Source organism: bacterium SCSIO 12643 (assembly GCA_024398135.1).
In the GTDB taxonomy this organism is placed as follows: domain Bacteria; phylum Bacteroidota; class Bacteroidia; order Flavobacteriales_G; family Salibacteraceae; genus CAJXZP01.
In genome coordinates this window covers 472246-486782 of record CP073750.1, presented here as the reverse complement: position 1 = coordinate 486782, position 14537 = coordinate 472246, and the positions used below count along the sequence as shown (strand labels likewise).

The 14537-nt window shown below is 35.3% G+C and carries 13 protein-coding genes; 5 read left to right on the top strand and 8 right to left on the bottom strand.

Annotated features, from left to right (window positions below):
• Positions 1-16: 16 nt before the first annotated feature.
• The 4 genes from KFE94_02135 to KFE94_02120 all read left to right on the top strand — a co-directional run bounded on the left by KFE94_02135 (position 17) and on the right by KFE94_02120 (position 6076).
• Positions 17-1528, top strand: coding sequence for a T9SS type A sorting domain-containing protein (locus KFE94_02135; GenBank protein UTW66935.1), 1512 nt, complete (start codon positions 17-19; stop codon positions 1526-1528).
• Positions 1529-1674: 146 nt separating this feature from the next.
• Positions 1675-3039, top strand: coding sequence for a T9SS type A sorting domain-containing protein (locus tag KFE94_02130; protein UTW66934.1), 1365 nt, complete (start codon positions 1675-1677; stop codon positions 3037-3039).
• Between the two features lie 170 nt (positions 3040-3209).
• Positions 3210-4571, top strand: a complete 1362-nt coding sequence (locus tag KFE94_02125; protein UTW66933.1) for a T9SS type A sorting domain-containing protein — start codon at positions 3210-3212, stop codon at positions 4569-4571.
• 146 nt (positions 4572-4717) lie between these two features.
• Entirely contained in the window at positions 4718-6076 is a 1359-nt protein-coding gene (locus KFE94_02120; GenBank protein ID UTW66932.1) for a T9SS type A sorting domain-containing protein, read from the top strand.
• Positions 6077-6224: 148 nt separating this feature from the next.
• Here KFE94_02120 and KFE94_02115 read toward each other — a convergent pair whose 3' ends face one another.
• The 6 genes from KFE94_02115 to KFE94_02090 form a co-directional block, all read right to left on the bottom strand.
• Positions 6225-7289 carry a hypothetical protein gene (locus KFE94_02115; GenBank protein ID UTW66931.1) on the bottom strand — a complete coding sequence of 355 codons (1065 nt, stop codon included), beginning with the start codon at positions 7287-7289 and terminating at the stop codon, positions 6225-6227.
• Between the two features lie 345 nt (positions 7290-7634).
• The gene (locus KFE94_02110) at positions 7635-7907 is read right to left on the bottom strand and encodes a hypothetical protein (GenBank protein ID UTW66930.1); all 273 of its coding nucleotides are present in this window, start codon (positions 7905-7907) and stop codon (positions 7635-7637) included.
• Positions 7900-9144, bottom strand: a complete 1245-nt coding sequence (fabF, locus tag KFE94_02105; GenBank protein ID UTW66929.1) for a beta-ketoacyl-ACP synthase II — start codon at positions 9142-9144, stop codon at positions 7900-7902. Before fabF ends, KFE94_02110 begins: the two co-directional genes overlap by 8 nt.
• Positions 9145-9191: 47 nt before the next feature.
• Positions 9192-9779 (bottom strand): TetR/AcrR family transcriptional regulator, encoded by a 588-nt coding sequence (locus KFE94_02100; protein ID UTW66928.1) that lies wholly within the window; start codon positions 9777-9779, stop codon positions 9192-9194.
• 83 nt (positions 9780-9862) lie between these two features.
• Entirely contained in the window at positions 9863-10381 is a 519-nt protein-coding gene (locus tag KFE94_02095; GenBank protein UTW66927.1) for a hypothetical protein, read from the bottom strand.
• 109 nt (positions 10382-10490) lie between these two features.
• Positions 10491-10925 carry a GNAT family N-acetyltransferase gene (locus tag KFE94_02090; GenBank protein UTW66926.1) on the bottom strand — a complete coding sequence of 145 codons (435 nt, stop codon included), beginning with the start codon at positions 10923-10925 and terminating at the stop codon, positions 10491-10493.
• A 168-nt stretch (positions 10926-11093) separates the two neighbouring features.
• Here KFE94_02090 and KFE94_02085 point away from each other — a divergent pair, with 168 nt between their 5' ends.
• A complete protein-coding gene (locus KFE94_02085; GenBank protein UTW66925.1) occupies positions 11094-11810 on the top strand; it encodes a hypothetical protein in 717 nt (238 codons plus the stop codon).
• A 19-nt stretch (positions 11811-11829) separates the two neighbouring features.
• Here the strand turns inward: KFE94_02085 and KFE94_02080 are convergent, their stop codons facing one another.
• On the bottom strand, positions 11830-13884 hold the full coding sequence (locus KFE94_02080; GenBank protein ID UTW66924.1) for a M48 family metalloprotease: 2055 nt from the start codon (positions 13882-13884) through the stop codon (positions 11830-11832).
• Positions 13885-13992: 108 nt separating this feature from the next.
• Positions 13993-14526, bottom strand: coding sequence for a hypothetical protein (locus KFE94_02075; protein UTW66923.1), 534 nt, complete (start codon positions 14524-14526; stop codon positions 13993-13995).
• Between the last annotated feature and the right edge of the window lie 11 nt (positions 14527-14537).

Below are 14537 nucleotides of genomic sequence, written 5' to 3'. Positions count from 1 at the left end.
AATATTATGCTTTTTAATGGTTTGTCCCCAAATTCTTTGGGGGCAAACCTATTTTAATATGCGTTATCCTCCGGATTCAGGGACTTGGGCGAGTGGATCATTTTCTATTGTCAACGAATCTTCTGGTTATTTTGTTTCTAGATGGTCGTTAGATAAGTTGGACGGTACATGGTGGAATAAAATAGGTAAGCTTGATGCGAATGGTAATATGATTTCAAATACTGATAGCATCCATTTTTTAGATAAACAGATATATGTAAATAGTTTTAAAAAGTCTAAAGGTTCTACTTTATACCAAGCTTTTACAATATTGGATATTGGTTCTGGTAAGCATCATTATGGAATGATGAAGTATGACTTGAATGGAAAAATGATTTTTCATAATATGAATACTGGTCAATATCAATTTGTAGTAATAAATGAAATACAAGAGTTACCGGATAAAAATTTTATTGCGGTAGGAACAATCCAAAAATCAGGAACCCATCCCAATGATGAAGAAGTTTTTGTAGTAAAGATGGATAGTCTGGGGAATGAATTATGGCAAAAATCACTTTGGCTAGGAGGAAATGGCCATAATGGAGAATGTATTGCTTTATGCGATGATGGTGGGTTTATTATAGGGGGGGCGGAAAATGATTACACAATAGTACCAAAAGAAAAGGTGAAACCCGTGGTGGTCAAATTAGACGGTTTGGGGAATATAGAATGGAGAAAAGAATATGGAAGCAATATTTTAAGTAATTCACCAGCATATGGAATTTTACAAACACAAGATGGAGGTTATGTATTCGTAGGTGGGGTTGGAGTTCGGAATGATGGCGTTAAAGACGAAAAATCTCCATGGATTGTTAAAATTGATTCCTTGGGAGATATGATATGGAATGATACGGCTTCTACAAAGGATGCAACCATCATTGACAATAAGTATTACGATATATTAGAATTGGATGACGGTTCATTAATTGCTTGTGGACAGAGGAATATTTGGAATCCCAATATTGTTGAACCGGCTAAATTTAGATTACATGGCATACTATCAAAATATTCTAGGGACGGAGTACATATTTGGGAACGAAGATATCGACATCCTGAAGCAGTGGATTTATGGAATACGAAACATTTTTTGTATGACGTGGAACCTACTTCAGATGGCGGTTTTGTGGCGGCTGGGTGGTTAAATCCATCAACTGATACGACCCAAGATACCTGGGTGATAAAAGTAGATAGTTTTGGATGTTTAGAACCGGGTTGTGAAGTCATTGGTGTTCCTGAAATTGCACAAACCATAGAAACGTTGAAAATTTATCCGAATCCATCTAAAGGCATATTACATATAGAAATCACTTCGGGAATTCAAAAAACTAAAAATAATACGTATGAATTTCAACTCTATGATATGTTAGGTAAAAGAGTTTATCAAACCAAGTTACAGCCTTATATGAATACCATTTCGGTTTCAGATTTGCCCACCGGAGTCTATACCTATCGTTTAGGAACAGTCCGAGGAATGGTAGTGTTGGAGTAAGAGCACTTCGACTTGCTTCGGCTTTGCTCAGTACAAGACGCTCAGTGACCTAACGGTGGCGAGTAATGAGCTAACCGTAATAAATAAAGTATTTTTTGTTTTCTTTTTTTGACAAGCAAAAAAGGAAAACCACTAAATTTAAAATAATGACAAAAAATATACTCGTAACAGTATGGTTCAGTATCTTATCCGTGCTGGCTATCCATGCTCAAACATCCAATGATATAGGTGTTCAGGGGATTCAACCTGTATCCTTATGTGTAGGTAATACTGATACGATATATGCAGAAGTATCCAATTACGGAATCAATCCCATTGATAGTTTTATGGTGTTTTGGGAAATCAATTTGGTGCTGGATTCAATGTGGGTATATCAACCGCTAGACACTATAGGTGGTACGGGGTCAATAACCGAACAAATAGCACTAACAACGGTTACCGTACCGTCTAACAATATTGTTATGGTAGTATGGACCAAATGGCCCAATGGTAATGTGGATAATGATATGACCAATGATACCAATGCAATAGTAATCCATACGATATTACCAGTTGACTTGAACGATTCAACGCATTATTGCGAAAATGATAGTGTGGTTTTAGATGCCGGATTATATGATTCTTATGTATGGAGCAATGGAGATACCACACCATCCATTCAAGTAGCAGATACCGGATATTATACAGTAACTGTGACTGATCAACAGTGTATTAGTTCAGATTCCATTTGGGTGGAATCGGTTTTAGATCCGATTGCTTTTTTTCATGATTCATCTAGTTTGTTTGCGGTAGCTTTCTTGAATCTATCTCAGCATGCGGATTCGTTTTATTGGGATTTTGGAGATGGGACCCATTCAACGGATAAAGATCCTGTGCATATTTACCCTTGGACCAATGAGGATACTATATGCCATAATACCATTCTAGTTGCTTCGAATGTATGCAGTTCAGATACATTTGGACAAATTACTATTGTTGGGTCTTATGGATCATCAAACTGGTATTCTGGAATTAAGTCTTCCATAAATAATTGGCAAGTTGATTTTTCATATTCCAGATCAGCGACAGAGTTTTACTGGGAATTTGGAGATGGACAAACTTCTACACAAGCAAACCCCATACATATTTATAGTCCAAATGGAGCTTATGAATGTTATACCGTACAAGTTCGTGCTTTAACACATTGTGGATATGATTATGTTAGAAAACGTATTGCTGTAGGGAATTACCCGGCAAATAATCCATGTCAAATCGTAACCGATGTGCCTCATGTTGTTTTAGAAACAAGTGTAGTTTCTGTATATCCAAATCCCGCACATGATATTCTACATATAGATTTGGTTACCGGATATAATCAAAATTCAATATTTGAACTCTATGATGTTTTAGGCAAACAAGTTTTAAGAGCTCATTTGATAAACGGGGTTAATTCTATTTCCATATCACATTTACCCACCGGAGTCTATACCTATCGTTTAGGAACGGTAAGGGGGATGGTAGTGTTGGAGTGAAGTAATGAACAGTAATGAGTAAAGAGGGTAGAGTAATGAATAGACAAGATTGAGAATTGAGTGTTGTAGAGGAATGAATAACGTGTGTTTAATTATGATATTCTAATACAATACTCAACTCTCATTACTCAAAATGCGTTCCCCACTACTCAAAAACAAAAAATAAAATAATGACAAAAAATATACTCGTAACTGTATGGTTCAGTATCTTATTCGTGCTGACTATCCATGCTCAAACATCCAATGATATAGGTGTTCAGGGGATTCAACCTGTATCCTTATGTGTGGGTGATACTGGTACGGTATATGCAGAAGTATCCAATTACGGAATCAATCCCATTGATAGTTTTATGGTGTTTTGGGAAATCAATTTGGTGCAGGATTCAATGTGGGTATATCAATCCTTAGATACCATAGGTGGTATGGGATCAATGACCGCTCAGATAGCACTAACAATGGTTACCGTACCATCTAACAATATCGTTTTGGTAGCATGGACCAAATGGCCCAATGGTAATACAGATGGTGATTTGACTAATGATACCAATGCAATGGTAATCCATACGATATTACCCGTTGACCTGAACGATTCAACGCATTATTGCGAAAATAATAGTGTGGTTTTAGATGCCGGATTATATGATTCTTATGTATGGAGCAATGGAGATACCACAGCATCCATTCAAGTTGCAGATACCGGATATTATGCAGTAACAGTGACCGAGCAACAATGTTCTAGTACAGATTCTATTTGGGTCGAATCGGTTTTAGATCCGGTTGCGATTTTTCATGATTCATCAAGCTTTTGGACTGTAGTTTTAACCAATTTATCTTTGTATGCGGATTCCTTTTATTGGAGTTTTGGAGATGGAACTTATTCTACCGATATAAGTCCTACTCACACTTATCCTTGGACGGTTCATGATTCCTTATGCTACAATCCAATTCTTATTGCTTCAAACATATGTAGTTCGGATACATTTGGACAAATTGTTTATGTCGGAGTTTATCCACCTATATGGTACTCTGGTATCGGGTCTTCTATAAATAATTGGCAAGTCGATTTTTCATATTCCAGATCGGCTACAGAGTTCTACTGGGAATTTGGAGATGGGCAAACCTCGAAACAGTCCAAGCCAGTACACACATATAGTCCAAATGGAGCTTATGAATGTTATACAGTACAAGTTAGAGCTTTAACATATTGTGGGTATGATTATGTTAGAAAACGTATTGCTGTAGGTAATTATCCAGCAAATAACCCATGTCAAATCGTAACCGATGTGCCCAAAGTTGTTTTAGAAACAAGTGTAGTTTCTGTATATCCTAATCCCGCACATGATATTCTAAATGTAGATTTGGTTACCGGATATAATCAAAATTCAATATTTGAACTCTATGATGTTTTAGGCAAACAAGTTTTAAGAACTCATTTGATAAATGAGGTTAATTCTATTTCGGTTTCAGATTTACCCACCGGAGTCTATACCTATAGTTTAGGAACGGTAAGAGGGATGGTGGTGTTGGAGTAAGGGCACTTCGACTTGCTTCGGCTTTGCTCAGCACAAGACGCTCAGTGACCTAACGGTGGCGAGTAATGAGCTAACCGTAATAAATAAAGTATTTTTTGTTTTCTTTTTTTGACAAGCAAAAAAGGAAAACCACTAAATTTAAAATAATGACAAAAAATATACTCGTAACTGTATGGTTCAGTATCTTATCCGTGCTGGCTATCCATGCTCAAACATCCAATGATATAGGTGTTCAGGGGATTCAACCTGTATCCTTATGTGTAGGTAATACTGATACGGTATATGCAGAAGTATCCAATTACGGAATCAATCCCATTGATAGTTTTATGGTGTTTTGGGAAATCAATTTGGTGCTGGATTCAATGTGGGTATATCAACCGCTAGACACTATAGGTGGTACGGGGTCAATAACCGAACAAATAGCACTAACAACGGTTACCGTACCGTCTAACAATATCGTTATGGTAGCATGGACCAAATGGCCCAATGGTAATATGGATGGTGATATGACCAATGATACCAATGCAATAGTAATCCATACGATATTACCTGTTGACTTGAACGATTCAACACATTATTGCGAAAATGATAGTGTGGTTTTAGATGCCGGATTATATGATTCTTATGTATGGAGCAATGGAGATACCACACCATCCATTCAAGTAGCAGATACCGGATATTATGCAGTAACCGTGACTGAGCAACAATGTTCTAGTACAGATTCCATTTGGGTGGAGTCGGTTTTAGATCCGGTTGCTCTTTTTTTTGATTCATCAAGTAACTTTACTGTTGTTTTTGATAATGTATCTATGCATGCGGATTCGTTTTATTGGGATTTTGGGGATGGACTATATTCTACAAATAAATACCCTGTGCATGTTTATCCGTGGACCATTGAAAATGAGAAGTGTTACAATGTTAAGTTATATGCGTTTAATGAGTGTGGGATAGATACGTTTGAACAGGTGATATATGTCTATAGTGGTTTGTATTGGGGGTCAAGAATTAAGTCTTCAATTCAAGGGCTTGACGTAGATTTTTACTATGATGGTAGTGGAAGTAAATTTTACTGGGAATTTGGTGATGGAGATACTTCAATGGGAGCTAATCCAAACCATATTTATAGTCCAGCGGGAGTTTATGAATGTTATACAGTAAAACTAAAGGTTGAAACAAACTGTGGTAAGGATTATCTTCGAAAACGTATTGCTGTGGGTAATTACCCGGCAAATAATCCGTGTCAAATCGTAACCGATGTGCCTCATGTTGTTTTAGAAACCAGTGAAGTTTCTGTATATCCAAATCCTGTACATGATATTCTACATATAGATTTGGTTACCGGATATAATCAAAATTCAATATTCGAACTCTATGATGTTTTAGGCAAACAAGTTTTAAGAGCTAATTTAATAAACGGGGTTAATTCTATTTCCATATCACATTTACCCACCGGAGTTTATACCTATCGTTTAGGAACGGTAAGGGGAATGGTGGTGTTGGAGTAAGAAGCGCACAGTAAAGAGGATAGAGTAATGAGTAAACAAGATTGAGAATTGAGTGTTGTAGAGGAATGTATAACGTGTGTTTAATTATGATATTCTAATACAATACTCAACTCTCATTACTCGTCCTTCAAAACTCAATACACCCTCTTTAAGAATTCTTCATTTCCTGTTCCCGAAATTCCACCATTCTGGGATCATCGTAATCGATTTCTGTATGCGGAACCAAATCACATTTGTGAAAGTGGCCATCATATTTGTCATTAATCGGGTAATAAATATTCTGATTCAGTAAAGTACTCAATAAAAGTTGTTCCAGTATTTCGATTTTAAAATCCTCATTATCTTCAATGTGATAAAGCTGATACGTGGTTTGATCTGATCTGACATATAATGAATGATCCACACCTTTTAGACCTCTCATTTTATATGGAAAAGTCAATTCATCTACATGATGGTATGGGATATGCCAACCATTATTGATCTCAAAATGACTTAACATTTCTGTTTTTCGTTCTTCATTGAAATATATTTCTTCGGGTTTTTGAGCATCTTTATATGCTAAAAACAGTTCAGAAGTGGCCAACCCCACATTTAAAAATGGCATACTTGAAGTAGCTTCTCCCAGTAAATCAAATAGTTTTCCTTTATCCAGATTTTTAAGAAACTCCCATTTCATAGGAATAAAAAGAATTTCATGTAGCGTGAGAATTAGAACACCAAAACCTTTACGTGGTTCTTCATTTTCTCTGGTGATTTTAAAGTTTACATTCTCCTTTACGTACAGTACATTTTCAAATTCATCCATCTCTTTAATGGTTTCAGAGATATCAAAATGTTCTTTTTTCTTAAAGTCTTTTAGCATTTGTTGCAATAACATCATCACCCCGACATCAGAAGGAGCCTTACGATCCAGGGCATGGGTATAGGGTAAAACATCTTCTTTACACGCTTCTTGTATGGTATATAAAATACTTTTGATGGTAAGTACGGGTGGAATACCGGCTTCATTTTTGAATGTTTGAGCTACTTCAAAAATTCCCTTTCCCTGATCTAAATAGCTATCGACTTCGTCTAATTTTTTATCCAGTGTAACAAAGACTTCATCCATGGGGTCTTTACGTGTGGTGGTATAAATAAAATAGATCAATGCAATGACTCCATATCCAATAGATATTGCTCCAAATGGTTCCGGATAATCTACAACAAATGGCATAACAAGACATAGTAGGATGATGTATATGTTTTTGAAAAGTTGCATCGGACTGATGGTATTGGTTTCTATAAAATAAAACAATTCATTCCGGATAATGAAGCTTTTTAAAATGAGGCTTCAATGGAAGAATGTGCTTTTGGACAAACAATTCCACCGAAAAGTCACAACTATTAATGGACTCAGAAGGCAATTTGATCTCATGTGGAAATCAAAAAAATGTGGAAACTACGTATAAGGAATGTGGTTTATACTTAGTTTGTAATAAGCGTAGAGTAGGGAGCAACGAGAGACAAGGAATGAGTATTGAGGTGGAAGTATAGAGTAGTAAGGGCACTTCGACTTCGTTCAGTGTCCCATTATGGGTTTTATATATTCACTTCGGATTACCGTACAATAAGTAAAGCGTTTTTGAGCGTGAGATATAATCAATGTTTTCGTTAATAATTTTATTTGAATAATAATATTTGTGTCGTCTGAAATAACACCTTTCCCAACTCCCAACTCCCAACTCCCAACTCCCAACTCCCAACTCCCAACTCCCAACTCCCAACTCCCAACTCCCAACTCCCAACTCCCAACTCCCAACTCCCAACTCCCAACTCCCAACTCCTTACACATATTTCTTTAAAACTAAAGCCGCACAATGTCCTCCAAAACCGAAACTGTTGCTTAATGCGTAGTTAACCTGTTTTGTAGATTTCTTTCCCAGAGAAAGATTAAGTTCTGTTGGAATTCTTTCGTCTACATGTGTAGTATTTATTGTTGGAGGAATCCAGTTGGATTGAACTGTGAGGCAAGTAGCAATAGCTTCAATCGCACCGGTTCCACCCAATAAATGACCCGTCATTGATTTAGTGGCGCTGATTTGCAATTCATTTAAATGAGATTGAAATAATCTTTTTATGGCATTAATCTCAGAGATATCTCCTACACCTGTTGAAGTTGCATGAGCATTGATATAGTCAATATGGCCAGGTGAGATATTGGCCTCAGAAATGGCATTTTCCATAGCCAGATAAGCGCCTAATCCATCCGGGTGAGTTCCCGTAATATGATATGCGTCAGAACTTTCGCCTCCGCCTACGATTTCCGCGTAGATTTTTGCTCCTCTTGCTCTGGCAGAATCTATGCTTTCAATGACTAAAGCGCCTGCGCCTTCGCCAACTACAAATCCGTCCCGGTGTGTATCAAAAGGTCTGGAGGCCGATATGAAATTCTCATTGTTGGTAGACATAGCTTTCATTGCGTTAAAACCCCCAACTGATGATTCTGTAATTGGTGCTTCAGACCCTCCAGCAATAATGATATCCGCTTTTCCCAGTCGGATATAATTAAAGGCCTGAATAATACTTTGGGTAGAGGAAGCGCATGCCGTCACCGGGCAATAATTGATCCCCCTTAAACCATGTTTGATAGAAATCAATCCGGATAAGCCATTAGAAATGATTTTAGTGATAAAGAATGGATTAAATCGTGGGATAAAGTCTTTTTGAGTGTAATCAATTATTTCCTTCTCAAATGTTTCAAAACCACCGATTCCACTCGAGAAAATAACTCCGATTTTGTCCGTATTTAGTTTAGAAAAATCCAATTTTGCATCGGCAATGGCTTCATCCGCAGCGATTATCCCGTATTGACTGTAACGATCTAATTTGCGTATCTCTTTTCGGTCAAAATAGTCTTTGGGGTCATAATCTTTTATTTCACAGGCAAAGTGGGTTTTAAATTTTTCGGGATCAAATCGAGTGATTTTATCTGCGCCTGATTGCCCGTTAAGTAAACTTTTCCAGTATTCATTTACATTTTTTCCAATAGGAGTGATGGCTCCTAATCCGGTAATAACAACTTTTTTCATAATAGTTAATTATATATACCGTACGGTATATGTTTTGATAAAAAATTTTAGGTTCTTAGTTCTTGAATTTCTTTTTCCAGTGCATCTATGTTTTTGAGTAGAATTCCAGGTTGATTTAATGTCTTGGCTAAAAGAATGCTCCCTTCTAATAATGCAATAATTTTATTGGAAAAATCTAAAGTTTCGATATGCTTAATTTCTTGTTTTTGAACTCCCGACACCAGAATTTCATTGGTTAATTTAATCCAGTTATTAATTTTCAAAACCACTTCATTTTTTAGAGATTCATTTCCATCATCCGAATCTACAGCGGTATTCAGTATGGCACATCCACCATTATTAAAAACCTGCTGGTAATGCGTTCTAAAATGATTTAAGAAGGCCGACAGTTTATCAATGGCATGATCATGTAATTGCATTTTAGCAAATAGTTGGTCCGATTGAAATTTATAATTGTATCGAAATGCTTCAATCGCTACTTCATTTTTGTCTTTGAAGTTTCCGTAAATACTGCCTTTGGTAAGACCCGTAGCATTGGTTAAATCTGACAAATAGGTGCCGGTATATCCCTTTTTATTAAAAATAGATGCGGTTTTTTCAATGATGAGTTGCCTGGTTTTTTCAGATCGAATCATAAAACAAATATACTGTACGGTATATGAAATGCAAATTATTTAAGGTTTTGATTGATAGAGGAGTTTTTTAAAGTACTTAATTCTTAATCTAAACGCTTGAAATAGATCACAATTTCATTGTAAAAACTGGTTTGATTTCCATGTGGGTAGCTATGGACATATCTAAGAACCAAATATGTATCATTTTCAAAGTATGTCCACCTTCGGTTTAAAGGATCATCTCTTTCGTAAACGTCAGGGAATGAATGGATAGTCTGATAATGATCATTTTTTCGAACGAGGAATCCCAGACCGTTACTGAGCTCTTGTCCGGAATAGCTTTTTGCAGCATGACAATGGAGTATCTGTGTTTTTGCAGTAGAAATGGAATTGGAGTCTATCAGATGTAATATTTGAGATTCTTTTTGAGCTTGTTTATAGGTCCATGGGCCTTCCATACCATACGTATGCGACCAACCCGTCTCATGAATAAACATGATTTGGTATTGACCGGTTGGTCTGATTTTCATTTTTACTTCAGAGGAAGTAAAGAAATCTTGATTAAAGAGATCCAGATCAATGGTGTCAATTTTTGAATTGGGATAAATTCTTTCAGATTCCATACGAAGACTATCCAAAAAATGTTGCCCTACGCTAACTAGAGGTATACACGTTAAAAAAATGTAGAGGAGACATAATCTTATGGTATTTTTAATTCTCATAATTAGACCTTTAACCTAGAAAACGGTCAAAAACTTTTTGTTCTTTGTTTAATTCAAAACCAATCGTTTCATAGAATTTATGTGATTCTAATCGAATGACATTACATCTGACACGTAACTTTGAGATGCCATTGTGATTTGACCAGATGACTATTTGCTGAACCAGTTTTTTACCAATTCCCATTTTCCGAAATTGATCATCAACTATTAAGCCACCGATTTCCATAAATGGTTCGGACTCTATTTTTAGCACATAAAAACCATGAATCCAGCCTACGATTTGTTGGTTTAAAACAGCCACAAATACCTGATGATTCGGATCTTTAAGGATGAGTTCAATTCTGGTTGCTATGGATTTCTGAGGAGAACGATACCCTAGTTGATCGGATAACCGTGTGATGGCTAAGGCATCTTCTGATTTAACAGGTCTGATTTGGAATTCCAATGGATAACGAATTTGATGAATGAAAATGTGCAATATCAAGATATAAAGATATTGTACTTTTAGATGTGATAAAATAAAAATTGATTTTGGCGTTTACAGAATCATATGATCCGAAAGCTCATTTCTTTTTTTGCAAATCCAATACGGTTATCCGCTCTAAATACGTTATTGATATTAGCGGCAATTTGGGCTAATTCTTATTGGCAGGTATTCTGTAATCCATCTTCCTGGGCGATTGTATTTATTACCATTAGCTTTTTATATACCATTATTTTGCCCTTTGTGATTAAATATAAAAAGTATCATTTTATTATTGGGTTTATTGGGGCGTTGTCTTTTTGGATGTATCTCTATTGCATTATTTTCCTGGGAGAGATGAATTTCTGGGGGCTTATTTTCATATTTACAGGATCTGCAATTTTAACTTTTACGCCTCACTTTTTAGCTGGTCAAATATGGTATAAGCTTTTTCTAAAGGAAGGCTCTAAAATGATACGCAAAGCATTTTTTGTTGGGTCTAAAATCTGTTTGGTTGGGGTATTGAGCGTGGGAATTCTATATGCATCTGCGCTGGAGGATGTCGAAGCGTTTGAACAATCAAATTATAGAGAACTGGAGCCTAATTTTTTTAATGAAAAGATTTTGGGAATGCATTTGATATATCACACGCGTTTCTGTGGATATGATGGCTGGAGGCCTCCTATTCATGAGCCTTTACTAGTATTAGGGATGTGGATGAATAGAGGGGCGTGGGGGATAAATATCGCATTAGAAAAACGCATTGAATTATATCAGAAATTCTTTCCGAATAAACCGGTTCATTTAGAATGTAGTTGCGCAGAAATGTATTCTGAAACGTATCATAATGATGAGTTGTTTAAGTAAATGTTATTTCGATGTGTGTTTATTTTGAAATCAGGTCTATTTGATAATCCAGAATTTGTTTCTTCATTATGAAGTATCCTCTAGATAGGAGGAATGCATAATCATTTAATGCTGAAAAGAGCATTTCTAAATTTTTATCATTGTAAACGCTGTGCCCAAAGTATAACCAGTCTTTTGATAAATAGGTTTCAAAGTTTTCTTTGATTTCGGGGGTGAGTTCTTCTCTATAAAGAGGATTGTTTAGAATTGCCTGGATCTCAATTTTGAGTTTTTGTTCTTGTGATTTTATATTTCTAAACTGTTTTTCTATTTCCTCAATAGGTAGTGAAAATTGAACAAATTGTAATTGATTACTTAACTCTTCGTATATTTTATAATTAGAATCGTATCTGACATCAAATTCGAAAAAGTTCTTGTAAAGCGAAGCCAATTTATTGGTAAGTAATTTGTCGTGTTCTATTTTTTTAAAGTGTGAAAAGACATTAATATCGTTTTGTTTAATTTTTTCCTCAAGATCTAAAAGTTCAGTATTTAATCTGTTGTAAAGTTTAGAACTCTCTTTTTTGCTATACTTTATACCATCGTAATCAAAGCTTTTAATCCGGATGGTTTTGTCTGAGATTTGTTTTATGATGTCTAAATCACTTTTTAAATATACATAGGAGAACACCATATTGATATTTTGCTCAGAGAACAGTTGATTCAATGACTTTGACTCCGTATTTCCGCTGATTGTAATAGGATCAAACGGAAGTGGGTTTTTCATATCATAATATCCATTGTAAATTTTTGAAAATGAGTTTTGATTAAATAAAGTATCATACTCATCCTTGAAATTTGTAAATAAAAGTTGAGAGACCTGACCCTTATACTCAATTTGAGAAAAAACCTTTTTTGTAAGTTCTTTTTGATAATCATTCAATCGATTTATAAGGTTGTTTGCAAGTGCTTGATCGGAACTAGTTGATTCTATTCCCAGTGCTTCAATTTTGTTCACTCGGTCTTCAGTACTAGGATGCGAAGCCCATTGATCTTTAATAACCAATTTAGATTTATTGAACTTATTTAATTCATCAATGGTTACTGATGGTAATTCATTTATGAATTTTAATTCATCATCCCTGGCAATGAAGTTCATGATATATGATTGTTCAGGATAGATATTCGGACTATTCTGATTATTTGATATTTTTTTTTCGTAAAAAGAAAGAACCGAATTAAAAGAGTACTCAGCGAGATTCATTCTGAGCAAAGCGTTTTTTAGAGGTTCATAACCGGTTACGCGAGTTGCGATTTCATCCGCATGGAATTCCATTTCTCTAGATAATCCCATATATGATTTGTTGATAATGTTGTATAGTTGGATTAATACCCATTGAATTCCTTCTATTATTTTGATGGCTAATAAGACGAATATTGAAATAATACCATTTACATTACCCCATTTTTGAATAACTCGATCGAAGGATTCATTATCGTATAACATGTTAAATATAACTTGATTGACATTATACACATAGCTTCCTACTTTCATAGACCTTTGCGAGAAGTGACCAAATTCGTGCGCTAATATGGCTTTTAACTCATTTTTCGTAACCGTATTAATTAACCCCAAACCGATTTGTAAATTCTTTCTTATTGGGAGAAACATACTAAAGAAACTGGAATCATAAAAAACACCTGCGTTTACATCCGGTGATAGATAGATTTTTTTAGGAAAGTCAGTATCTACTGTTTTTACAATATCTTCAATCATTTCAAACAATTCAGGTTCATCTTTTCGATTAATTTCAATAAGATGTGATAAGTCAATTTTGTGAGATTTGAAGACAAACTTCAAGATAAAAACCAAAATCAAAATCCCTAAACTAGCGAAGCCAATTCCAATAAAAACAGTGAAGAGGTTTGGTATTTTTAAAATTAGAATAAGCCCAACATAAAAGGAGCCTATAGTTAATCCAATCGCAAATAATAGAATAGCAATATAAGTGATAACAAATAAAAGAATACTGATTACAGATTTAGTGGTTTGGGTTTTAAATTGAGAAGACAGTTTAATATCCTGTTGCATCATGTTAGAGTTTTTTGTACGAATAAGGGATAATTCTAAATGTTATTAATTAACGCTTGTAAAAGTAGTCTTTTTGATTGACAATTGTTCTGCATCTATGGTTACATTACTTTAAGTAAGCACCTGATATCCGAAGAACATTCCAATGGCAATAAGCGTGGCCCATGCAAATCTGATCCATTTCGTTTTTTGAGTCATGGAGGGAGCTTCATCTATGCGTAAGGTTTTAAAGACCTGGATAATTTTCTTTCGTTGTTGAACGAAAATCAGGATGAAGACCGATTGAAAAACTATGGCATTTAAAAGCGCACCCTGATTGATTTTATACAAAATATCCAATAAGATGATATTGATAAATACCGGAGTGAGTAATACTGCTCCCAGAAGTTTTGTTCTCCTAAATAGTAGCATAAAAGCACCAATAACCTGAATGCCACCAACAATTAATGGATATGTTTTGGTGGTTCCAAAAAAAGCCCACATGATTTGAAATTCGGTAGCATCTTTGATTGCAACTTCTATAAGCTTAGCACCTTCAAATTGTTTCCATTTTGCCACACCGTAAACGAAAATGAAAAATGCAGTCCAAATACGAAGTGCCAGTTCTAGTAGGTCTAGTCGAAATATTTTTTTGTGTTCATCCAATACCCGAAGAT